Raw genomic sequence first — 22,214 nt, forward strand, 5'->3', positions numbered from 1 at the left:
TTACACAAGTCATTGGGACGCAAGGTACTGTTCATGGCCGCAGCCAGTCGTGCCAAATTTCGCGTATGATGCGCTCGCGCGGTTCTAGTCAAATACAAGATTCTCATTGTGCACCCTTATTACCCTTGCACAATCCGAAGCTCGTGTAGACTTGGCCGACCAAAGTCACGACCTCGACGAAATCGCCGGCTGCAGCAACCTTGGCCATCATGCTATGGGACGGAACGGCGATATTCAGGAAGGCGCCGCTCACAGAAATAGTGGCGTCATAACTATCGCAACCCGTTGAGTCGCATCGGGCAATGGTCTTTCGGTCGAGATCGATGACATCGAATACCGTCGTTTTCGCGGGCTGGCAGCCGGACGACTGACAGATGTATTTGGACGTGATGTCACAACGGAGCGTCTCGGCAGTAGCCAGCGAGTTTCCCAACAGGACCAGTAGAGGTGCGCCCAGGGCGGCAATCAATCTCATTGCATTCCTATCGCATTGGGCAGACGGCCCGGTTCTCAGGACAGTGAAGCACTGCTGGTTTCGCCATTGCCCGACGGCGATGCGGGCGCGGGCCGGAGCTTTTTTATTTGATGATCTGCGTTACCAGAGCCGAGCTGTTCGTCCGCATCGCGGGAACCCAATTCTTCGCATTGAAGCATTAATGCATCAAAGCATTAAAGGATAAAAGGAGACAGACTTTCTTCTGCGCGGTGCTTCCTTCAATCTGTGATTTGGACGGGCAACATTAAATGCGCAGATTGCCGCGATTTTCAGAACAAAGCATGCAGCAGAATTGCAGGCAATGCAGGACTAGGAGCGCATCAATGTGGGGTCCCACATGGCTATCCTGGCCCCTGCGTTGGTCCGCCGGGCCCTTCCCCGCCTTGACTGTCGACTTCACTCGGCCCACGTCTCTGTTAATTTCCGACGGCGGGCGTCCTTTGGGGCCCCACAAGCCACCCCCCCACCCCGGCACCGACAAACCCCGGCGGGGCCGGGGCCTGTTACCAGCGCGATCCGAGCGGTGTATTCATTTCGGGCTCAGCAACCACTCTCGTCTCATCTTGCAACACAACGATTGGTTCGAGGGTCAAAGGCGATGATTTGGCCTCGACCTTTCGTTGCCTCGCGGGCGCATTTCCGCTTCTTGCCAGCATTCTCGAGACTGCAGTCGGTGTGTACTGGGTTCCAGCACTCGACAGATACCCCGCGTCCGCCAACGCCTTCGCTACATCAGCCAGAGTCCGCTGCCGGCCATTGACCGGATAACGGTGCAGCTTTCTTGCGAGAGCAATCAGCTCAAGTCCGCCATCAATCTCGGCATAGTTTCGGCGCCCACCGACTTTCTTGCCGGTCTCGCGGCGCTTGCGCTCGCGGGCACCTTTGAGCTTCTCCACCAGCATCGCCTTTTCGAACTCCGAAACCGCGCCGAGCACTTGACGGATCAAGTTCGCCGTCGGGGTATCGCCGACAAAACTGTCGGGGCTGTCGACGGCGATCAGTTCGATCCCGCGTGATTTCAGCATCTCGTAGCCGGTCTCCTGAACAATCAGGTCGCGGGCAAAGCGGGAGGCGGTCTCGACGAGGATGGTGCGAACGCCATTGGACAGGAGCCGTTCGAGCATCGCAGAAAAACCGGGGCGCGCTGTAACCGCGTCGGCGCCGCTCACTGCCGCGTCGTAGTAGCTCTCGATGATTTCGTAACCGGTTGATCTGGCGAATGCCCCGATCGCCTCGCCCTGGCGCCTCTCGCTGTCTTTGTCGGCCCCAACGTTGGCGGCGGACGAAGTGCGAAGATAGGCCACTGCCTGCCTAAAAGCCTTGCTAGTCATAGCTTGCCGCCCGTTTCTGCTGTCGTTTGCTTCAGCAATTGATAAATATGTGGCCTGCATGCCACGGCAAATCAAGGCCAGATATGCAAAATGCTTGCAGCTTGACGCACAGACGACGAGCCGGGGGACTTGCCGCCACTAGCCCAAGATGGGCTGAACTTGGCTATCGGCTGATCTGCCAGAACGAGAGGTCGCGCCATGGACGGAGATGCATCTTGGCCATTGGTGGCGCCTTAACGAATCAGGAATCGGGTTGTAGCTCATGCCTGAGGAGTTCAAGCAACATTCCAGAATCTTTCTCGGTTAGCTTCGGCAGATCCTCACACACATGATACCAAGGCAGCTGAGTGTCGGCGTAGATATGTCGAGTTACCCTAGCCTCTGCCGGTCTGTCCAAGGTGCCGACGGTGATGTTTGTCAACCAGTCATCCTCCGACTTCGATGCCTGCCATACAATACGGGACCCGCAATGACCACAAAACCCACGTTTCCCATCCTCTGATGAAACATAGTATTTCGGTTGATCCTTCAGATATTTAAGAGTACCCGCCTTAATTAAGACCGTTATCTCGGCTGGTTGACCCGTGCTACGCTGACACATGGTGCAATGGCAGATATATCCATTATGAAGAAAAACCTCCGCCTCATATCGAACATTGCCACAAAGGCATCCTCCAGTGACCTTCGTCGTTTCGTGCCTCACCTGCGCCTCCTACGAAGAGTTGATGCATCCGATGACAATTTATTTGGCAGTCGCACCTCCTGCAAGCCCGACAAGAAGAGCAGACATTTGCGCTCCTCTTCCACGGGGGACAGTGAAACTTGGAACTCGCTGCCAGCGAACCCGAAATCGGCCGGCATCGGGCCTACCAGAGGCCGCTCGGTGTCGACCGCCTTGGTCGGCCCGCTCGCGCGAACGGCCGCTTCGGACCTCCACGGCCCGCCTGAGCGGCCTTTGAGGCGGGTCTCGAAAACGGCGGCCCTAAGGCGAGGTCGACCTTGCCCGTCGGGCCGCCTCGGAACGCCGGATGGCTTCAGCGATCCCGACTTCTTCCGCCGGTTCAGCATTCTCCGGTCGAGCGGCGCTCGCGTCGTCTTCGGGCTGCGATGCTGGTGTCCCCGGCCTGAACCGCTGCTCCCATTCTGACAAGCTCATTTGCCGGAACGCTCCGGGCTCACGCATCGGCTTGCGAACGGCGGTCTCGATCTCGTGGCGGTCGGTGACCAAACCGTAGAGTTTCGCCAGCGCGACGCTGGCGCTCACGGCAGCGCTTGCCTGCCCCAGCTTATGGGCAAGCGCCCGATCTTCGTCGAGCTGGGCGGCGATGCGCTCTATGGTCACGAGAGCCATGTCGGCGGCCTTTCCGAGCAACTCGTTGAGCCTTGCTTGGATGTTAGCATTTGTGCGTAGCCTCGACGCGCTAGGGCGATGCGGCTTGTACCCTGCATCGGCATATGCCGCGTCTTGCGTCTTCCCCTTGGCTAGGGCTTGGGCAAAGGCTTCATGGCGTGGGTTTCGAAGGATTGGCATCACCGAGCTTACCTCAATACGAGACCTTCTGCCACATCACGATCCCATGGCCCAACTACCGGAGATGACGACATGCACGGGTTGTCATGCGAATTCCTCCTCATTGTGAGACTCTGGCGAACCTGGTGGCAATGGCCGTGGCGTGGGGCTACGTAGCCGAGGCCGGCGCTCGTCGGAATCGTTGCACCAAGGGCAGTAGCGCCAGCGGATATCATCGGGATGGTAGGTCGTGCGCCTGCATTTCGGGCAGGTCCAGCTTCGCCGTTTTGGCATCGTCGGCTCCAACAAATCAAAAAACCCTCGAGACGAGGGTGACAAAACTGACAAAACTATCCAATTCCAGGAGGCGTGGAGGTTTTGTCGGTTTTGTCAGTATCTTCCTTGGCAGTATTTGGTTTTCTTCGGGTTGTTCCTCCTTCCAGACTAGGGTTCCACTCGAATGCTGATGTCGGCCTTCCGCCTGAGGATCCGGTAGGCTTGGGGATTTCTCGGCAATGGTTGGTTGTCACCAGAAGCTCGATCGCCGCCACCACCGCGTCCCGGTCCGACAAGCCTGCCCAGTTCTTGCGCTGGACGTCCCTTATGCCGAACTCCCCAGCCAACTGGTCACGCCGCTCGATGATGAGCCTCGCCCCATCCTCGGCCATCGCAGCGCCTGCCCCATAGATACGGTTGGCATGCTGGTGGAGATATTTGCCCCAGGTCAGCGCCATAGCAGTTGCTTTCTGTCCAACCTCGAAACGGCCGCCGTCGATCAACTCGAACAACAGTGCCAGGCGAGCTATGGACGTTGGCAGCTTCATCAGGTGGCTTTGCATAATTTCGGAGTGCTGGCCGTTGCGGATCTCGCCCTGGAGCTCTTCCATCCATTGCCGGAACATATCTTGCGCAGCAGCTGAGAAGCGGTAGACCGTAGGGTTGTCCGTGCTGCCAAGCGGATCCTCGTGAAGTCGCTGGAAGCAGGTTTCGTAGGCTTCACGCGCCGACCGGTCGGGATGTTGGTCAACCCATCTCCATTGCGGAAATGGGTCGGGCCATACAGCCAACTGAAAGCGCTGGATCAGGCCATCATTGTTGGAACCTGTGGTCGCGGCGCGGATTATCGGCGCCAATCTTGAGGGTTGGACGCCACCGATGATGCTAAGGGTGCATTTCTGAATGTGGATTGTGCCTCGGCTTATCCGATCAAAAGTGTAGCTGCCCATGCCGTTAAAGCATTCCAGGTAAAACGCTCGCTCCGACTGGAACTCATCTTTTTCCAGGCGGGAGAGTAGGCCTGAAAGCTCGTCACGGACGTGGAGAAGGCCCCGAGGGTTTTCCTTCAGCAGCTCGCCCAGCTTTTCCACGGTGGCGTCGTTGACGACGAGGCGCGGACAGGACTGTTTGTCATCCCTTTCGTCGTTTGAAATGCCGGCCAGGAGGTCCTTGGCCTCGTCACGATTACCTTTTTTGAAGGCCTGCTTGGCTTTTGCTTCGACGTCCTTCTTGCTGAGCTCGGCCAGCATCTCATCCACGTCCGAAAGTTTTACTCCTTGCTGCCAGGCTTCGCGCATGAGGTCTTGGATCGCGTAGACCGGCGCCAATGCGGCCTTCAGGGAAGGGGTCTTCCCCACGCTGGGCGGACCGATGAGGGCGCCCCATATGTTCGGGGCCTCCTCCCAGTTGTCCTTCTGTTTCGGTGCGACAAGAACGCGGTTGCCGACGACAGCGGCTGCTGCACACAAGGCGGCTACTGCGGCGAAATCCGGTGGTGCCTGCTGCCGTTCGGAGATGTCGAAGACATAGGCACCAACAGCGCCCGGTAGCATTTCATGGGTGAGCGGCGGAACGGGCGGCAAGGTTGTGACGATCGGCTGGATGCCTTGCCAGCCATCGGTGGCGGTTTCCGCCTGCGCCAACGCGGCGGCGAGGTCGGCCTCGTCCAAACCGCCGGGTAGACCGTCGGCGAGGTCCCAGCCGTCGGGCAGGCCGTCAGGAGGCCGGACTGCGCGAATTGATGATGCTCCTACCTGGCGGAGCATCTCGGCCACGTCATCTCCGAAGGCCGCGCCGGGAGCGTCGGCGTCGGGCCAGATGATCACATCGAGCCCCGCGAGCGGACTCCAGTCGGCCTTCTTTGCAGCCTTTGAGCCGTTGGGTGGGGAAATGGTTACAAAGCCAAGAAAGCGTACGGCGGCGCCGTCTGCCGCTTTCTCGCCCTCGGTGACGATCACTGTCGCGTCTGGCCTCAATGCGAGACGATCAAGCCCATACAGGGGCCGTGGCTGGGGAAAACCCTTGCATCGCCACTCGCGCTTTCCCTCCGGGCTCTGACAGAAGGTGAAGGGCCGGAACTCCTTCTTGGGTTTCGCGCCATTCGCGGCGCGATCGTAGCGCGCGACATAGCCTAGCAACCTGCCGTCGGCATCACGGTAGTGCCAGCCTTTTGTGAAAGTTGCACCGTCCGGCGTGAACGGTTCAACAAGGGCCTTCGTGAGCTCCGGCGCATCTTCCGGGGCCGGTAGGAGCGGTACCCAATCAGACTTCGGCGCGGAATCTGCACTTGGGCGCAGGGGCTCGTCGTTGAGAGGCGCGAACGGGTCCTCGCTCATCGCCCTATGTCCGCTGCGCGATGCCGAGCATATGGGCGATGCGCGTCGCCGCTTCGGCCTGGCTAAGATTGTGAAGATAGGCCGCCAGCGCAATTACATCGCCACCCGCGGCTCCGGTCGCGAAGTCGGCCCAGCGACCTGTAACGAGGTTGATCCGAAACGAGCCTATGCGGCGGTCTTTCCGCCTGGGGTTCAAGACGACATATTCGCGGCCCAGAGTGCGGCCACCGGGCGCCCACCGATCCAGCAGCGATGGCAACATCGGAAGCGCGGCATTGTTGATGGCGGCAAAATCGATCATTGCCGTGACCTCTCCTTTTCACGCGGATAGAAGTGAGGGCCGTCCTGGTGGCTCTTGTCGAACCGACGCCAAACGGTGTCTTGCGTGCCGGCATGCGGGCTTTCGGGAAACCACTTCAGACGCTGCACACAGAGAATATGGCTGCATTGACTCATCAGCGCCGCCGAGCGTGCGGCATGCGCAAAACGTGCCGGCGCCAGCGTCCACAGCGGGCGTAGCGCAATGAGGTGCTTGATCAGTTGCGGGAAGAGCGGCCAAGACCATGGTAAATTGGCCAGGAAGATCATCGCGTCGCCAATGTCGGCCTCGCCGAGGTCGAGTGCGTCTCGGGCGACAATGTCGTCGCGCCTGGGGATCAGATCGAATGCCGCGATACAGCGATGGCCATGGCGGGAGAAATGGTCAACCAACGCGCCATCGCCGGCGGCTGGGTCGCAGAACGGCGTATGCGGATCCAGCCAGGGCAGAAGGGGCGGGACAGCCTGCGGCGGCGTTGCGTAGAAATCTGCGGGGATGGGAACGAATTTTGTGTTGAGCCGGCCCATCAGTGCCTCCGGCGGCAATGCTCGGCATCGCCGAGGCGGGGGCGCAAGCGTGCAATTTGGCCAAGAGCTAGAAACAGCATGGCGGTCCCCTGTTCAGGCTCCGCCGGCGTTGTTTATGATGCACGGGCTTCGGTGTACGATGCACTTCGTTATAGGCATCCTAGCAACCACGGCCCGGCGCACCCGATCCAACTGGCGTCGGCGAGCCATGGTTATGCGTAGAGCTTCTTCAGACGCTCGACTTCCGAGAGGGGAAGCTTTTCGACGCCACCGAACTCGACGGTCTTAACTTCCCCGTTTTCGGCAGCGCGACGAAGCCGCTTTTCCGGAATTCCTGTTTCCCTGGCTGCATCACGGATCGAAACGCCGCTGCGGCGCTCGGTCTCTTTTCCATCAGACATCGGTCTCTCCTCCATCACCCATCGGTTCGCCTTCCGTCACCGACTTGGCCAAAATTATATCGCGAGGCACATCATGATACAAGTTTGTTCCGGCATAATCCGCCTCTTTATGCAATGTTGCATTTTGTGCCGCGACGCGGTAGGGAACGTAACGCAACGAAATGGGACACGTGGGGATGCTGGAACATTATCCGATTCATTTCACTGGCAGGCGGTGGCCCGCCGCCTCTATCGTCACCGTGGGTGTCTCGCATGTGCATGTGCCCGATGCGGACGACCCGGACGGCTACCACACAGTATCCGTCTCCCGGGTCGAGACCCGCGGCGATGGCCGCCGTTGGAAGGCCACGAAGGCGCTTGGCCTCTGGAGGACCTTCAGCGAGATAGATACTTGGAACCCGCCAGAGGTCCTGGATTTCGTAATGCGTTATGGGGCTCCGCACCAGAAACCAGACGACCTACCCGACGGGCAAACATCGCCGCCCGTCCGGATGTTCTCCACCCACAACTGGGGCGAACTTTCCACAGTGCTCCGGTTGATCGGCGACTGCTGGCAGAAGGAGCAGGGTTGGGTACCGAGGGACGACGGGGCGGAAGCGTCCGGCTCTGACGGCGTGTGCCATGTGCGAGACGGCGAACCGTCCGAGAAGGTTCTGCAATTGATCGAGCGCGATTTGGCCCCCTGGAGGCCGATTGTAGGTCGCTTCGACAGCCTGACCGGCCTCCGTCTCGATGCGTCTAGTTTGGCCGACTTCATGGTCGCCAGCGCCGTGCAACATCTGTTCCGGCGGATGCCGCTGAAGCGTTGCGCCTTCTGCAGGCACTGGTTTGCCTTCGAGCGGACCAACATGAAAACATGCAGCGACGCGTGTCGGAACGCACTGTCGCGGGGTACCAGGAGCAACGATTAATGGCATCAGTTCGCAAGCTAAGGAAAAAGAACGGCTCGGTTTTTTATCAGGCACTCTGGAGCGTTCACGATCTCGATGGGACACGTCGCCAGCCATCGAAGAGCTTCGCTACAATGAAAGAAGCAAAGGCCTTCGCCGCGCAAATGGCGAAGGAGGTCGAAGGCGCCGGCGTCCATGATAGTCGCTATACCCTCGGCGAGTATCTGACATACTGGGTGGAGTGGGTGGATCGCACCGGTCAGAAAAGTCCCACGACGATCGACTTCTATCGACGCAGTTGCGATCACGTCGCCGAGTTCGCCGGTAGCGTTGAATTGCGCAAGCTGGACGCGCGCCTTCTCGATCAGGCCTATGCAGAACTTCTTGAGCGTGGTGGCAGGTCGCACCGGCCCGGAAAGGATGGCGCACCACGGGAGCGGGTGCCCCTGGCCGCAAGGACGGTGCACCATTGCCATCGTGTAATTTCGAATGCGCTCAAGCAGGCGCGAAAGTGGAAACTGATCGGTGAAAATGTAGCGAACGACGCATCGCCGCCCTCCCCGCAAAAGTCGAAGGCGCGAAGCATGAGCGACGAAGAAGCCAGCCGCGTCTGGCAGGCCGCCTTGAAGACGCAGGCGCGCGCGAATGGCTATCCCGGTCTGGACGCCGCCGTCATGCTTCTGCTCACTTGCGGGATCCGGCGCTCTGAACTTCTGGGGCTTTGCTGGGATGACGTCGACCTCGATGCGGCCACCATTGAGATCCGGCAGACGCTCATTCAGAGTAACACGGGGGTCGAGCTTCGCGCGGCAACGAAAACCAAAAGTAGCGCGCGTCCGATAACCCTTCCCTCGGCCGTCGTGGAGCGGCTTCGCCAGCACAAGGCGATGATCATGCGCCAGGTTATCGCCTATGGCCGCGACTACCAACGCGATCCGTTTTTTGTTTTTCCGGAACATGGGGGTGCCATGCCGAACCCGCGCACTTGGACCGGACGGCTGCGCTCAATCATGATCAGTGCTGGCGTCGAGAAGATCCAACCCTGTCACGGCTGGCGCCACACGATGGCGACGAGCATGATCCGCAACGGAGTAGACCTCAAAACCGTTTCGACCCGCCTCGGCCACTCGACCACCGCCATCACCAATGATCTTTATGTGCATCCAGAGGACGTGCGCGATCGGGCCGCCGCAGAGGTGATCGGGGCACATTTCTCGGCGCTCACGAAGGGCTGAAATTATCACGTAAATATCACAGAACGTTCCGACACGGCGGGAAACAGGCCAAAAAGATGTGGAACGGGACGGCACAATAAACCACGGATTGTGCTAGCGTCTCAATGGGTTAACGGCACATCATAATCCGAAACGGAACGACAAGAAGCAGGTCGCGCCGGACTTGAAAACCGGCGTGGGTGCAAGCTCACCGTGGGTTCGAATCCCACTTCCTCCGCCATCTTTTCTATTATCATGCTGATATTGCAACATTATTTTCCGTAGCCTCATTCTCTTCCTAACTCCGATCCTAACGTCATTCGACGATGCTAAAGCTGTCCCGTCTCAGACCGTAGCATTGCGTTGCAAAAATCGTAGCAGTTTGTTCGCTGCCTGTTCACATGTTGCTTTCCAAGGTTTCCTGCAACACTCGGCAACTCCAGACGACATAGGACACCAAGCTTTGCTGCGATGACCGCCTGCCGGGCTACAATCGCTTCAGCAACCATAACATTCGATAATAGGCGCGATCCCCGCACCTGTGCTGTCAGTTCGCTGTAACCGGCCCGCTTTGCCGCCTGTGTGGCGTTCAGGTCGATCAAGAATTCTTCGACGAAGCGCGCTTGCTTCGGGGTCAATTCTGGCATGGACTGGATCTCCCGGTTCTGAGCGGTGCAAGGGGCAAACGCAATGTCAGAAAATGTGAAGGAAATAGCGTCTCTGCTGGCCGATTTGGCGGCTGTTGCCACCGCCGTCGTGGCCATATGGGCTTGGGGCCGATACCTCTGGAACACAAAGCGGAGGCGATGGAGACTGGAAACCTTGACGGAGAGAGATCCCAAGGAGGAGATCAGGGGATGCGAACTATCCTCCATCTCATGTCCAACTTGGCGATGACGGAGGAGCAAATCTACTCCGCTGCGTTTGCCAGTAGGAAGGTCACGGCCGTCCCCCTACCCGACAACAGAGGGTTCGCGAAGAACTTCCTGTTCTTGGACCAAGAGCCAAAACCCGGCCGGTACTCGCCGAGATAGCCACGACGAATGTATCTGCCTGGGATGCTCACCCTCTGCGGCATCAGCGCCGCCGTCCGGCAGGCTGTCCGTGTTTAGGAATTGAGTACTGCCGCTTTGAGGTCGTTTCAGTTGCCACCGCGACCCACGTCTGATTACCTTTGATTGTTTTCAAACATTGGGGAGGAGAACCAAAAATGTCCGCAAGTGCTGCTGCAATGGCGCGAGAGGTTCAGAACAAGCGAAGCGCGGAGGACAAGCTCGACAAATTTGCCGAAGCTGTCGACTATCTTGCCAGAGCCGTGAGTGACTTGGAGCGCGAAATCAGCACTATAAAATCCCGAATTCGGTAAGGGAAAGGGTGGTGCGGAAACGAAGGGTTTCTTCGATGAAACGTGACGTAACCGACGCTGTCGTTATGGATGGCAACAGTTTGATCATCCTCCAAAGCAAGGCTGGCGCCACCCAGGCCGAGATGGCAGCGGCTATGCAGGTGCCCCTGCGAACTTATGAGGATATCGTTTTCCGGCCGTTCGCACGTGCGGGGCGTTCACATCCAGGCGGCAGAGTTTGCCGTGCTTCTGTTGGCGCTCAAAAAGCGGGATCCTGCGATCCTCACCCCGGCACTGGCGAATATGGTCATCGAACTCGCCGAGATGCTGAAGGCGGGGCCACCCAGCGCTGGGTAAAACTTCTTCAGGGGTTGGGGCGGCGAAGCTCCCCTCATCGCGCCCCGGCTGGTGACTCTGAAGCCCCGCGCAGTCAGGCGTATCCCGCCGCTGCTTTCAGAATAGCTCCATAGGCAGTGCCATGGTTTTGTTCGGCGTCCCTTTGGGCCGACCTGGACCAGGGCCTTTCAGGCTTTTTGGTATTTTTTTAACAAGTGCGGGCATTCTCTCTCGCCGACGGTATCAGCGGTCCGGTTGGGCTGCCTGTCCGTTTTGGTTTGCAGATCGGCTGGTCGCGGCGAGGAACGAGCCGGCTCTTGGGAGCTTAGATATTAGCGGAGGCTCACATGCTCGCGACTGTATGTGCGGTATTGGCTGCCAGGAATAACGAAGCCGAAATCATTGGTGTGATCGACCTCGCGAGCAAGACGGAGGTCAAGCTCGGCACCACTCGCCTCGGGGACGCCATCCAGTTCGTCGCCAATGCAGAGGTGCTTGGATATGACGTCCGGGCGGCGATGGTATTCTATGGCAAACCGGGAACGCCAAGCCTGAGGGCAAACGACTGCGAGCGACTGTGGGCGCAATATGGTGCTACCCTGCTGGATCATCGGCGTAAGAATGAACCTTACACACATGCCGGCGGTGTAGAGGTTCTAGTCTGGGACCGACATGGTGGCACCTTCACCTTGACCGTTTCGCAGGAAGCCTTGGAGGACTACGCTGCTCGTAACGGCCTTGCAGGCGACACCATGACGACCTTCAATGCAGCTTTCTCTGCGATTATGGAGGTCGCGGACAAGCTACACGCGCTTTACGGGAAGCCAAGGAAGGTCCTTGTGAAAACCAAAGACCTAAACGGCTAAAATCAGTCTTTTAGAAGCGCGTGGGGCAACTTCCCCCTCATCGACGCGTTAGGCCTCCAGCTAACGGAGGAAAGTCATGGACGAGGATCTGCGCCTGAAATTGAAGGAACTCAGCACCAGCATGCAAACCAGGGCGGCGGAACTCGCACTGGCCGGCGGCAACACCGATATTTCCGCGGCTGCGATCCGTACCTTGTCGCCTGGGTGCACCCAAAGCAGTCCAGTCCGATGCCAGGAGAGATGCACCCATGCCAACAAAGCAACGCGGTACATACGGAATTCAAGCAGGAATTTTAGCTGGTCCTCAAGAACAGCGTTGAATACAGTCGTGACCGTGACATAGAGTATCAATCTAGGGGCGTGGGCATAGGATTTCGGAAACAAATGTTCCGCAATTGACCTGTCGGCGCGAAGCCGCGGAAGGCGATTGTATCTTTGGAAGGTGGTTGTGGCCGATCATGATGGCGACAGGCATGGGTGGCTGTCACCAAGCCGAGAATTGGACGGCCGCCTGGTCAAAGACAGACCGGTCACGGAAAAGGCTCATGACTCGGAACCTCCTATGCGTAGGAGCTATCGTGGTGGCATCCACTATCGGACCTCAGCCAGTACAATCCTATCCTCGAAATCCGCAGCGCCCGATGAATGCCAAAACCTGCGAGCAGGCGCTGGCGCGTCTGCACGAAGCACGCCTTGGAAGCCCGATCATTTCGGCAGCGGAAAATCGGGAAGTCCTTCGCAGGGCACTCGAAGTGGCAGAACGGCTATGCGGCAAGGACAAAGTGAACGACGGCAAATAGGCCAGCCAGTCATGCGGGTGGTCAGCCTCGTGCTCCATTATCGATAATAAGCGGCGCGGCCGCGGGAAACGCAGAGGGGGAGGCTATGCCAAACGTCACCGAAACAACGGATGCGGCGTCATCCATCGCCACGAGCTACACCCTGGCAGTCGGCCAGACAGCGACTGGCCATTTGTCTTCGGCCGGCGACCATGATTGGTACCGGGTGCACCTGGTGGCGGGCCAGACCTACACATTCGCGGAAGTCGGTGAAGGTGCGCGTGTCAGTCCGACCGTCGGCGACAATGTCGAGGATACGTTCATGGCCCTCATGAACGCATCCGGAACATTGGTTGCGTCCAACGATGACGTCGTCCCGGGCCAGTACCGCTATTCGACGATCACCTACACGGCCTTGACCACGGGCGATTACTTCATCAATGCCGGCGCATATAACGATGATTACGTGGGGCAATATGGTGTTTCCGTAGTCAGCGGAACCCGGGCCAGCTACGACGAATTGATGGGGGCCGGCGCGATCCTGAGGCCCGGAAGCAGCTGGAGCACAGCGCCCGGGCAGCCGGTGAACGTGACATGGGCTGTGCGAATGACGGACGTCAATTGCACGGACTCGCAAGGGTTTGCTGCCCCCTTCAGCCCGTTGAGTTCCGCGGAAATCGCTGCCGTCAAGTCCGTGCTTGCCATGTATTCGTCGGTCTGCGGCCTGACTTTCACGCAAGTCAACCCCGCTGGCACCAGCGACAACGCGACGATGCTGTTTGGAAACTACACATCGAAGCCGGACCCTGCAGGAGCCTACGCAATTTACCCGGGAACGACGGCGCCAGGCGACATTTCCGGAGACGTGCATTTGAACACCGACGCGGTCGACACGGGAAATCTGCCCATCGGCTCTTACGATTACCAGACCATTCTGCACGAAACAGGCCACGCGCTCGGCCTCTCACATCCCGGTGAGTACAACGCCGGGTCCGGAACCCCCACCTACGCCACCGACGCCCAGTTCATCCAGGACAGCAACCAATACACGGTGATGAGCTATTTCGACGAGACCAACACCGGGGCATCGGACTACAACGACTACCCCGACACGCTGATGTTGTATGACATTCTGGCTGTTCAGCAGCTCTACGGCGCCAATATGACGACGCGTACGGGCAATACCGTCTACGGTTTTGGTTCCAATGCGGGCAACGTGTACAACTTCGCCCTGAACCCCTCGCCGGCTATCTGCATTTGGGACGCCGGCGGTGTCGATACGCTGAATGCGTCCGGGTTCGGCCAAGCCCAAATCATCAATCTGGCCGCAGGCAGTTTCTCCGACATCGGCGGCGGCCACCGCAATGTTTCAATTGCCTTCGGCGCGACAATCGAGAACGCCGTCGGCGGTTCCGGCATTGACACGCTGATCGGCAACTCCGGCAACAACTTACTGGACGGCAAAGGCGGTGCCGACACGATGCGCGGCGGCGTCGGCAACGACACCTACTATGTCGACAATGCCGGCGACCATGTCATCGAGGCCAACGGCCAGGGCACCGACAATGTCCAGGCCTATGTCAGCTTCAACCTCTCCGGCCAGGCGCTGGAGAACCTGGCGTTGCGCAGCGCGGCTTCGATCAATGGCACTGGCAATTCCGCTGCCAACATCATCACCGGCAATTCCGGCAACAACGTCATCGATGGGCTCGCCGGCGCCGACACAATGAGCGGCAGCACCGGCAACGACACCTACTATGTCGATAATGCCGGCGATCATGTCATCGAGCTCAACGGCCAGGGCATCGACAATGTGCAGGCCTATGTCAGCTTCAACCTCTCCGGCCAGGAGCTGGAGAACCTGGCGCTGAGAAGCAACGGCAACATCGACGGCACTGGCAATTCCGCGGCCAACATCATCACCGGCAATTCGGGCAACAACATCATCAATGGGCTCGGCGGCGCCGACACCATGAGTGGCAGCACTGGCAACGACACCTATTACGTCGACAATGCCGGCGACCATGTCGTCGAGCTCAACGGCCAGGGCACCGACAGCGTCTTCAGCTCTGTCTCCTTCAACCTGTCGGGACAGGAACTGGAGAAGCTGACGCTGACCGGCTCAGGCAATATCAACGGCACCGGCAATTCCGCTGCCAACATCATCACCGGCAACAGCGGCAGCAACGTCATCGACGGCCTTGCCGGCGCCGACACGATGAGTGGTGCACAAGGCAACGACACCTACTATGCCGACAATGCCGGAGACCATGTGGTCGAGCTCAACGGCCAGGGCACCGACAATGTCCAGGCGTATGTCAGCTTCAACCTCTCCGGCCAGGAGCTGGAGAACCTGGCGCTGAGAAGCGCCGGCAACATCAACGGCACCGGCAACTCCACCGCCAACATCATTACCGGCAATTCCGGCAACAACGTCATTAACGGCCTCCTCGGCAACGACACGCTGAGCGGCAGCACCGGCAACGACAGTTTCGTCTTCACCACAGCGCTGAATGCTTCAACCAATGTCGACCACATCACTGACTTCTCGGTCGCCGACGACACCATCCAGGTCGACAATGCGATCTTCGCGGCGCTTGGCGGCAATGGCACTCTGACGGCCGACCAGTTTGTAGCCAACGCGTCGGGCGCCGCCGCCACTGCGAACGACCACATCATCTACGAGACGGACACCGGCTGGCTCTACTACGACAGCGACGGCAGTGCGGCTGGCGGCTCAACCCATTTCGCCACGCTGGCCGCTAACCTCGCGCTGACAAACGCCGATTTCGTCGTGGTGTGAAGGTAGGAGCGGTTCGTCGTTTCACTGAACGCAAAACCGCTCTTTCTCTTTGTTTGACACAATTCCGGACGGGAAACTGTTTCACACTTTTCCTGGAATTTCTCCGAGCGTAGCGGACACCGTTATCTATGATCCATACTGTCGCCGGATATTATCGTCCAACAACCGCGGGGGTGCGCGATGACTTTGACAAATGTGACCGTGGCACAGGCTCGGAATGGGCTTGTTGACGTGGACGGTGCGAAGTGGTCCGGCTCGACGATCACTTACTCAATTCCAGGCGCCGGTTCACTCTGGGAGACAGATTATGGGTCGGACGAGCCTTTCGACGCTCAGTCTGGACCTTTCAACAGCACCCAGGCGGCGAGCTTTCGGACCGCCTTGTCCCTTTGGGACGCGTTGATCGCGCCTTCGATAACTGAGGTATCGGACGCAATCCCCGGGAAAATCCGCGTCGCATTCACCGACGTCACAGCGCGCGAGGGCTCAGGCATAGCCGCCTATGCCTATGGCCCGCCCCTGCCCGGCAACACGGCAATTGCCGTCAACGGCGACATCTGGGTCGACGAGACCTTTAAGTCATCCAGTTTCGCCCAGGATACCTCTGATTTCCAGATTCTCATCCACGAATCCGGGCATGCCCTGGGACTGAAACACCCCTTCGAGGCGCCGACTGTGCCGGCGGGATACGACAGCAGAACCTACACGGTGATGAGCTACACCTCGGAAGACTATTTCTTCACGTGGTCAGACGGCGGCGGCGGGGGCATCGCTTACAGTGTCGAGGGAACGTCGTCCTTTACGCCAATGGTGCTCGATATCATGGCGATCCAGTCCCACTACGGCGCAGATCTCACCACTGCCACCGGCAATACCGTCTACACCTTTACCGACAATGGCTTGAATGGCAGGCAGGCGATCTACGATGCCGGCGGCACGGACACTCTAGACCTGTCCGCGCTTTCCCGAGGTTCGACCGTCGATTTGCGCCCCGGCGCCTATTCGGATCTCGACTACTACAATGTCGAGAATCAGATCGCTGACCTCACCGCGCAATTTGGTGGTTTTGGGGACTTTATTCGAAACACCCTGACTGATCCGACCACCCCGGCCTATGAATGGGAGCGAAATCTGGGCCTTGCGTTCTCGACAACGATCGAGAACGTCATCGGCAGCGCACATGCCGATACCGTCATCGGGAATAATGTTGGCAATGTCATCGACGGCCGTGGTGGCGCCGATATCATGCAAGGCGGCATCGGCAACGACACCTACTATGTCGACAATGCCGGCGACCTTGTCATCGAGGCCAATGGCCAAGGCACCGACAATGTTCAGGCCTATGTCAGCTTCAGCCTTTCCGGCCAGGAATTGGAGAACCTGGCGCTGCGCAGCGCGGCTTCGATCAATGGCACCGGCAATTCCGCTGCCAACATCATCACAGGCAATTCCGGCAACAACGTCATCGATGGGCTCGCCGGCGCCGACACGATGAGCGGCAGCACCGGCAACGACACCTACTATGTCGACAACGCCGGCGACCATGTCATCGAGCTCAACGGCCAGGGCACCGACAATGTCCAGGCCTACGTCTCCTTCAGCCTCTCCGGCCAGGAGCTGGAGAACCTGGCGCTGCGCAGCGCGGCTTCGATCAATGGCACCGGCAACTCCATTGCCAACATCATCAACGGCAATTCCGGCAACAACATAATCAATGGGCTCGGCGGCGCCGATACGATGAGCGGCAGCACCGGCAACGACACCTACTATGTCGACAACGCCGGCGACCATGTCATCGAGGCGAATGGCGGCGGCACCGACAACGTCCAGGCCTATGTCAGCTTCAATCTCTCCGGTCAGGAGTTGGAGAACCTGGCGCTGCGCAGCTCGGCCTCGATCAACGGCACCGGCAATTCCGCTGCCAACATCATCACCGGCAACACCGGCAACAACATCATCGACGGCCTCGGCGGCGCCGACACGATGAGCGGCGCGCAAGGCAACGATACCTACTATGTCGACAATGCCGGCGACCACGTTATCGAGCTCAACGGCCAGGGCATCGACAATGTGCAGGCCTACGTCTCCTTCAACCTCTCCGGACAGGAGCTGGAGAATCTGGCGCTGCGCAGCTCGGCTTCCATCAACGGCACCGGCAATTCCGCTGCCAACATCATCACCGGCAACACCGGTGACAACATCATCGACGGCCTTGCAGGCGCCGACACGATGAGCGGCGCACAAGGCAACGACACCTATTATGTCGACAATGCCGGCGACCACGTCATCGAGCTCAACGGCCAGGGCATCGACAATGTCCAGGCCTACGTCAGCTTCAACCTCTCCGGGCAGGAGCTGGAGAATCTGGCGCTGAGAAGCGCCGGCAACATCAACGGCACCGGCAATTCCATTGCCAATGTCATCACCGGGAACAGTGGCGCGAACGCGATCAACGGCCTCCTCGGCAACGACACGCTGTCCGGCAGCACTGGCCAGGATACCTTCGTCTTTACCACGGCGCTCAACGCCTCGACCAATGTCGACCGCATCACCGATTTCTCGGTGGTCGACGACACAATCCAGCTCGACAATGCGATCTTTGCCGCGCTCGGCGGTAACGGCACGCTGACGGCCGACCAGTTCATCAAGAACACCACCGGCCTTGCCGGCGACGGCAACGACCATATCATCTACGAGAGCGACACCGGCTGGCTTTACTATGACAGCGACGGCAGCGCCGCCGGCGGTACCACCCATTTCGCCACGCTGACCGCCAATCTGGCGCTCACCAACGCCGATTTCGCCGTGGTCTGATCCGCTCGAAGATAGAGCTCCCCACGCAATCGCAGGCGCTCGATTACGGCGCCTGCGATTGCGTGGGCATATCTCCTGTGCAGCCCGTTCAAGCTTTGAATGGCACGGCTTTTGAGCTGGTTTCTTCCAGCCGGCTGGCGTTTTGGCGGCATGTTGCCTAAAAATAATACTCGCACAATACTGGATGGGGAAAGTCATGGCCAATCAGAGTGCTGTCGAGCAGGCAATCCTGGAACTGATCAATCGCGCGCGGCTTGATCCGGCCGCTGAAGCCGCACGATATGGCATAAGCCTCAATGAGGGGGTCCCGGCCAACGAGACCATCTCCACCGCAATGAAGCAGCCGCTGGCGATGAACGACACGCTGCTCGGCGTGGCGCGGGCTCATAGCCAGGACATGATCGATAGAGACTACTTCGCGCATACGGGACCAGGCGCGGGCGACCCCGATCCATTCGAGCGGATGACGGCCGCTGGCTATGACTGGAATACGGCAGGCGAAAACATCGCCTACAGCGCTACTTCCGGCACGCTCACACCGGCGATGTCTCTGCAGCTCCATCAACTTCTGTTTGTCGATTCGAACTACCCTGGCCGCGGCCACCGGGTCAATTTGATGGATCCGGACTATCAGGAGGTCGGCGTCGGCCAGGCCCAGGGCATCTATCAGGGCCTCAACGCGACGATGCTGACCGAAGATTTCGGCCGGCCAGGCGGCAATCACCAGTTTCTCACCGGTGTCGCCTTCAACGATACCGTGACCGCCGACCAGTTCTATTCGATCGGCGAAGGGCGCGCCGACATAACGGTTTCCGTCAGCGGCGGACCGAACACGGCCAGCGGCAGCGCCGGCGGCTATTCCGAGGAGCTGCCGGCCGGTCTCAAGACCATCACGTTTGCCGGCGGCGATCAGGTGATACCGGTGGTTCTCACCGCGACGATCGCTGCCGGCTTCAACGCCAAGATCGATTTGATGGGCCAGTCGACCATCCGCACGTCGGTATCGGTGACAGCGCTGAACGGCATTTCGGCCATCGTCGGGCTTGGCACGAATGCCTTGACGCTGATCGGCACCGACGGCACCCAAGCCATATATGGTTCCTCGGGCGGCGACCATTTGGACGGCAAGGCCGGCAATGACACGCTGGATGGCAAGGCAGGTGCCGACACCATGTATGGCGGGGCCGGCAACGACACCTACTTCGTCGACAATGCCGGCGATATCGTGAGTGAAAGCACCACCGGCGCCAACGGCTCGGATATCGTCAATGGCTATATCTCGATCAACCTCAGCGACGGCAACCACTTCACGGGCAATATCGAGAACGTCGCACTGCGCAGTTCGGCTTCGATCAACGCCACCGGCAACAGCCTGGCCAATGCGCTGAATGGCAATTCAGGCGTCAACACGCTGAGCGGCCTCGGCGGCAACGATACGCTGGACGGCAAGGAAGGCGCCGACACCATGCAGGGCGGCATTGGCAACGACACCTACTATGTCGACAATGCCGGCGACCATGTCGTCGAACTCAACGGCCAGGGCACCGACAATGTCCAGGCCTATGTCTCCTTCAACCTGTCGGGACAGGAGTTGGAGAACCTTGCGCTGCGCAGCTCGGCTTCCATCAACGGCACCGGCAACTCGACCGCCAACATCATCACCGGCAATTCGGGCAACAACGTCATCGACGGCCTTGCCGGGGCCGACACCATGAGTGGTGCGCAAGGCAACGACACCTACTATGTCGACAATGCCGGCGACCATGTCATCGAGCTCAACGGCCAGGGCATCGACAATGTCCAGGCCTATGTCTCGTTCAATCTGTCGGGACAGGAACTGGAGAACCTGGCGCTGCGTAGCTCGGCGAGCATCAACGGCACCGGCAACTCGACCGCCAACATCATCACCGGCAATTCGGGCGCCAATGTCATTAACGGCCTCCTCGGCAACGATACGCTGAGCGGCAGCACCGGCAACGACAGCTTCCTCTTCACCGCGGCGCTCAACGCCTCGACCAATGTCGACCACATCACTGACTTCTCGGTCGCCGACGACACCATCCAAGTCGAAAACGCCATCTTCACAGCGCTTGGCGGCAACGGCACCCTGACGGCGGACCAGTTCGTCAAGAACACAACTGGCCTTGCCGCCGACGGCAACGACCATATCATCTACGAGACCGACACCGGCTGGCTCTACTATGACAGCAACGGTAGTGCCGCGGGTGGCTCAACCCATTTCGCCACCCTGGCCGCAAACCTGCCGCTGACCAACGCCGATTTCGTCGTGGTGTAAGGAGGTCATGCCGGTCGGCCCGAAGCGGACCTTGCCGCCACCGCCAAAGTCCATCGCAACAATTCCATCCCGAACCCTCGCTGGCTAACTACAAGTAAGAACGGTCAGTTGTGCTGTTTCAGGAAACCTCGTAAATATAGGTTGGGGTTGTTAATCTTGGGTGGGAGAACGTCATGGCTGTTGTCAGCGGTGGTACGGTTTTTGGACTGAATTTCGATACGCTGCAGGTGGGAGCACTGGTCGACTACGACTTCGAAGACCCGCAGCCTCTCTATGCAAGATTTTTTGACGACGCGTCGAATTACACGCTCTTTCAGGGCTCTGGATTCACTTATAACGCCGGCGTCCCTACCGGTGGAACCGTCACATCCGTCCAATATGTGGTGGCTGGCAGCACGGTGCTGCAGATCACGGGCCTGAACGTAGCGGCCACCGACGTTGCGAGCTTCGTCTTCAGCAATGACACGATGGGTCTGCTCAATCTCGCGCTGAGTGGCAATGACACGCTGACCGGAACGCCGCTGCACGACGTGCTCTATGGGTTCGGCGGCGCCGACACCATCAATGGCGGCGCCGGCGCCGACACGATGAGCGGTGGTACCGGCAACGACACCTACTGGGTCGACAATGCCGGCGACGTTGTCCTCGAGGCCAATGGGCAGGGCACCGATACAGTCAACAGCACGATTTCCTTCAATCTCTCCGGCCAGGAGCTGGAGAACCTGACGCTGCGCGGCGCGGCCTCCATCAACGGCATCGGCAATTCCATTGCCAACATCATCACCGGCAATTCAGGCAGCAACATCATTAACGGCCTTGCCGGTGCCGACACCATGAGCGGCGCGCAAGGCAACGACACCTACTACGTCGACAATGCCGGCGACCATGTCGTCGAGGCCAATGGCCAGGGCACCGACAATGTGCAGGCCTATGTCAGCTTCAACCTGTCGGGACAGGCACTGGAGAACCTGGCGCTGCGCGGCGCGGCCTCCATCAATGGCACCGGCAATTCCGCTGCCAACATCATCACCGGCAACAGCGGCAACAACATCATCAACGGCCTTGCCGGTGCCGACACCATGAGTGGCGCTCAAGGCAACGACACCTATTATGTCGACAATGCCGGCGACCATGTCGTCGAGCTCAACGGTCAGGGCACCGACAATGTCCAGGCCTATGTCAGCTTCAATCTTTCCGGTCAGGAGCTGGAGAACCTGGCGCTGCGCAGCGCGGCTTCCATCAATGGCACAGGCAACTCGACCGCCAACATCATCTCCGGCAATTCGGGCAACAACATCATCAACGGCCTGCTCGGCAACGACACGCTGTCCGGCAGCACCGGGCATGACACCTTCGTCTTCACCACGGCGCTGAACGCCTCTGCCAATGTCGACCGCATCACCGACTTCTCAGTGGTCGACGACACAATCCAGGTCGACAATGCGATCTTTGCAGCGCTCGGCGGCAACGGCACGCTGACGGCGGAACAGTTCGTTAAGAACACCACTGGCCTTGCGGGTGACGGCAACGATCATATCATCTATGAGACGGATACCGGCTGGCTCACCTATGACAGCAACGGCAGTGCGGCGGGTGGTTTCACCCATTTCGCCACGCTTGCCGCAAACCTGGCGCTGACCAACGCCGATTTCGTCGTAGTCTGAACGTTAAGCGG

General features: G+C 59.2%; 19 protein-coding genes. 10 read left to right on the forward strand and 9 right to left on the reverse strand.

The features are described 5' to 3' along the window. Window positions 1-103: 103 nt before the first annotated feature. The 8 genes from AC07FD_RS16150 to AC07FD_RS16185 all read right to left on the reverse strand — a co-directional run bounded on the left by AC07FD_RS16150 (window position 104) and on the right by AC07FD_RS16185 (window position 7,196). Window positions 104-469: a hypothetical protein gene (locus AC07FD_RS16150; RefSeq protein ID WP_478350648.1), complete on the reverse strand. Its 366-nt coding sequence runs from the start codon at window positions 467-469 to the stop codon at window positions 104-106. 530 nt (window positions 470-999) lie between these two features. Beyond that, complete coding sequence (locus AC07FD_RS16155; protein ID WP_478350649.1) at window positions 1,000-1,827, reverse strand: recombinase family protein; 828 nt, start codon at window positions 1,825-1,827, stop codon at window positions 1,000-1,002. A 241-nt stretch (window positions 1,828-2,068) separates the two neighbouring features. Continuing rightward, window positions 2,069-2,530, reverse strand: a complete 462-nt coding sequence (locus AC07FD_RS16160; protein WP_478350650.1) for a GFA family protein — start codon at window positions 2,528-2,530, stop codon at window positions 2,069-2,071. Window positions 2,531-2,809: 279 nt separating this feature from the next. Then, a complete protein-coding gene (locus AC07FD_RS16165; RefSeq protein WP_478350651.1) occupies window positions 2,810-3,178 on the reverse strand; it encodes a hypothetical protein in 369 nt (122 codons plus the stop codon). Between the two features lie 509 nt (window positions 3,179-3,687). Continuing rightward, on the reverse strand, window positions 3,688-5,949 hold the full coding sequence (locus AC07FD_RS16170; RefSeq protein WP_478350652.1) for a YfjI family protein: 2,262 nt from the start codon (window positions 5,947-5,949) through the stop codon (window positions 3,688-3,690). Window positions 5,950-5,953: 4 nt separating this feature from the next. Then, complete coding sequence (locus tag AC07FD_RS16175; protein WP_478350653.1) at window positions 5,954-6,250, reverse strand: hypothetical protein; 297 nt, start codon at window positions 6,248-6,250, stop codon at window positions 5,954-5,956. Next, window positions 6,247-6,795 carry a hypothetical protein gene (locus AC07FD_RS16180; RefSeq protein ID WP_478350654.1) on the reverse strand — a complete coding sequence of 183 codons (549 nt, stop codon included), beginning with the start codon at window positions 6,793-6,795 and terminating at the stop codon, window positions 6,247-6,249. Before AC07FD_RS16180 ends, AC07FD_RS16175 begins: the two co-directional genes overlap by 4 nt. Window positions 6,796-7,007: 212 nt before the next feature. Then, complete coding sequence (locus tag AC07FD_RS16185) at window positions 7,008-7,196, reverse strand: hypothetical protein (RefSeq protein WP_478350655.1); 189 nt, start codon at window positions 7,194-7,196, stop codon at window positions 7,008-7,010. A 176-nt stretch (window positions 7,197-7,372) separates the two neighbouring features. On the opposite strand from AC07FD_RS16185, the gene AC07FD_RS16190 reads away from it, so the two are divergent. Together AC07FD_RS16190 and AC07FD_RS16195 are read left to right on the forward strand one after the other, a co-directional pair. Further along, window positions 7,373-8,107: a hypothetical protein gene (locus AC07FD_RS16190; protein WP_478350656.1), complete on the forward strand. Its 735-nt coding sequence runs from the start codon at window positions 7,373-7,375 to the stop codon at window positions 8,105-8,107. Beyond that, window positions 8,107-9,321, forward strand: a complete 1,215-nt coding sequence (locus tag AC07FD_RS16195) for a tyrosine-type recombinase/integrase (protein WP_478350657.1) — start codon at window positions 8,107-8,109, stop codon at window positions 9,319-9,321. The genes AC07FD_RS16190 and AC07FD_RS16195 overlap by 1 nt, the downstream gene beginning before the upstream one ends. 308 nt (window positions 9,322-9,629) lie before the next feature. Here AC07FD_RS16195 and AC07FD_RS16200 read toward each other — a convergent pair whose 3' ends face one another. Continuing rightward, window positions 9,630-9,947, reverse strand: a complete 318-nt coding sequence (locus AC07FD_RS16200; RefSeq protein ID WP_478350658.1) for a terminase small subunit — start codon at window positions 9,945-9,947, stop codon at window positions 9,630-9,632. A gap of 563 nt (window positions 9,948-10,510) precedes the next feature. Here AC07FD_RS16200 and AC07FD_RS16205 point away from each other — a divergent pair. The 8 genes from AC07FD_RS16205 (at window position 10,511) to AC07FD_RS16240 (ending at window position 22,203) form a co-directional block, all read left to right on the forward strand. Then, window positions 10,511-10,666 (forward strand): hypothetical protein, encoded by a 156-nt coding sequence (locus tag AC07FD_RS16205; RefSeq protein WP_478350659.1) that lies wholly within the window; start codon window positions 10,511-10,513, stop codon window positions 10,664-10,666. Window positions 10,667-10,822: 156 nt separating this feature from the next. Further along, window positions 10,823-11,002 (forward strand): hypothetical protein, encoded by a 180-nt coding sequence (locus tag AC07FD_RS16210; RefSeq protein WP_478350660.1) that lies wholly within the window; start codon window positions 10,823-10,825, stop codon window positions 11,000-11,002. A gap of 326 nt (window positions 11,003-11,328) precedes the next feature. Continuing rightward, window positions 11,329-11,847, forward strand: a complete 519-nt coding sequence (locus tag AC07FD_RS16215) for a hypothetical protein (RefSeq protein WP_478350661.1) — start codon at window positions 11,329-11,331, stop codon at window positions 11,845-11,847. Window positions 11,848-12,488: 641 nt separating this feature from the next. After that, on the forward strand, window positions 12,489-12,647 hold the full coding sequence (locus AC07FD_RS16220) for a hypothetical protein (protein WP_167392394.1): 159 nt from the start codon (window positions 12,489-12,491) through the stop codon (window positions 12,645-12,647). Between the two features lie 85 nt (window positions 12,648-12,732). Next, window positions 12,733-15,429, forward strand: a complete 2,697-nt coding sequence (locus AC07FD_RS16225; RefSeq protein ID WP_478350662.1) for a M10 family metallopeptidase C-terminal domain-containing protein — start codon at window positions 12,733-12,735, stop codon at window positions 15,427-15,429. A gap of 180 nt (window positions 15,430-15,609) precedes the next feature. Then, complete coding sequence (locus AC07FD_RS16230; RefSeq protein WP_478350663.1) at window positions 15,610-18,243, forward strand: matrixin family metalloprotease; 2,634 nt, start codon at window positions 15,610-15,612, stop codon at window positions 18,241-18,243. Window positions 18,244-18,439: 196 nt separating this feature from the next. Then, the gene (locus tag AC07FD_RS16235; RefSeq protein ID WP_478350664.1) at window positions 18,440-20,539 is read left to right on the forward strand and encodes a CAP domain-containing protein; all 2,100 of its coding nucleotides are present in this window, start codon (window positions 18,440-18,442) and stop codon (window positions 20,537-20,539) included. Between the two features lie 173 nt (window positions 20,540-20,712). Beyond that, window positions 20,713-22,203: a beta strand repeat-containing protein gene (locus AC07FD_RS16240; RefSeq protein WP_478350665.1), complete on the forward strand. Its 1,491-nt coding sequence runs from the start codon at window positions 20,713-20,715 to the stop codon at window positions 22,201-22,203. Window positions 22,204-22,214 lie beyond the last annotated feature (11 nt).

It is taken from the genome of Mesorhizobium waitakense (assembly GCF_056431085.1).

What these genes read in the sequence shown, in the direction of transcription:
- AC07FD_RS16155 (WP_478350649.1), bottom strand. Translation starts at nt 1,827, where the DNA reads ATGACTAGCAAGGCTTTTAGGCAGGCAGTGGCCTATCTTCGCACTTCG.
- AC07FD_RS16165 (WP_478350651.1), bottom strand. Translation starts at nt 3,178, where the DNA reads ATGGCTCTCGTGACCATAGAGCGCATCGCCGCCCAGCTCGACGAAGAT.
- AC07FD_RS16170 (WP_478350652.1), bottom strand. Translation starts at nt 5,949, where the DNA reads ATGAGCGAGGACCCGTTCGCGCCTCTCAACGACGAGCCCCTGCGCCCA.
- AC07FD_RS16175 (WP_478350653.1), bottom strand. Translation starts at nt 6,250, where the DNA reads ATGATCGATTTTGCCGCCATCAACAATGCCGCGCTTCCGATGTTGCCA.
- AC07FD_RS16180 (WP_478350654.1), bottom strand. Translation starts at nt 6,795, where the DNA reads ATGGGCCGGCTCAACACAAAATTCGTTCCCATCCCCGCAGATTTCTAC.
- AC07FD_RS16185 (WP_478350655.1), bottom strand. Translation starts at nt 7,196, where the DNA reads ATGTCTGATGGAAAAGAGACCGAGCGCCGCAGCGGCGTTTCGATCCGT.
- AC07FD_RS16190 (WP_478350656.1), top strand. Translation starts at nt 7,373, where the DNA reads ATGCTGGAACATTATCCGATTCATTTCACTGGCAGGCGGTGGCCCGCC.
- AC07FD_RS16195 (WP_478350657.1), top strand. Translation starts at nt 8,107, where the DNA reads ATGGCATCAGTTCGCAAGCTAAGGAAAAAGAACGGCTCGGTTTTTTAT.
- AC07FD_RS16200 (WP_478350658.1), bottom strand. Translation starts at nt 9,947, where the DNA reads ATGCCAGAATTGACCCCGAAGCAAGCGCGCTTCGTCGAAGAATTCTTG.
- AC07FD_RS16205 (WP_478350659.1), top strand. Translation starts at nt 10,511, where the DNA reads ATGTCCGCAAGTGCTGCTGCAATGGCGCGAGAGGTTCAGAACAAGCGA.
- AC07FD_RS16210 (WP_478350660.1), top strand. Translation starts at nt 10,823, where the DNA reads ATGAGGATATCGTTTTCCGGCCGTTCGCACGTGCGGGGCGTTCACATC.
- AC07FD_RS16215 (WP_478350661.1), top strand. Translation starts at nt 11,329, where the DNA reads ATGCTCGCGACTGTATGTGCGGTATTGGCTGCCAGGAATAACGAAGCC.
- AC07FD_RS16220 (WP_167392394.1), top strand. Translation starts at nt 12,489, where the DNA reads ATGAATGCCAAAACCTGCGAGCAGGCGCTGGCGCGTCTGCACGAAGCA.
- AC07FD_RS16225 (WP_478350662.1), top strand. Translation starts at nt 12,733, where the DNA reads ATGCCAAACGTCACCGAAACAACGGATGCGGCGTCATCCATCGCCACG.
- AC07FD_RS16230 (WP_478350663.1), top strand. Translation starts at nt 15,610, where the DNA reads ATGACTTTGACAAATGTGACCGTGGCACAGGCTCGGAATGGGCTTGTT.
- AC07FD_RS16235 (WP_478350664.1), top strand. Translation starts at nt 18,440, where the DNA reads ATGGCCAATCAGAGTGCTGTCGAGCAGGCAATCCTGGAACTGATCAAT.
- AC07FD_RS16240 (WP_478350665.1), top strand. Translation starts at nt 20,713, where the DNA reads ATGGCTGTTGTCAGCGGTGGTACGGTTTTTGGACTGAATTTCGATACG.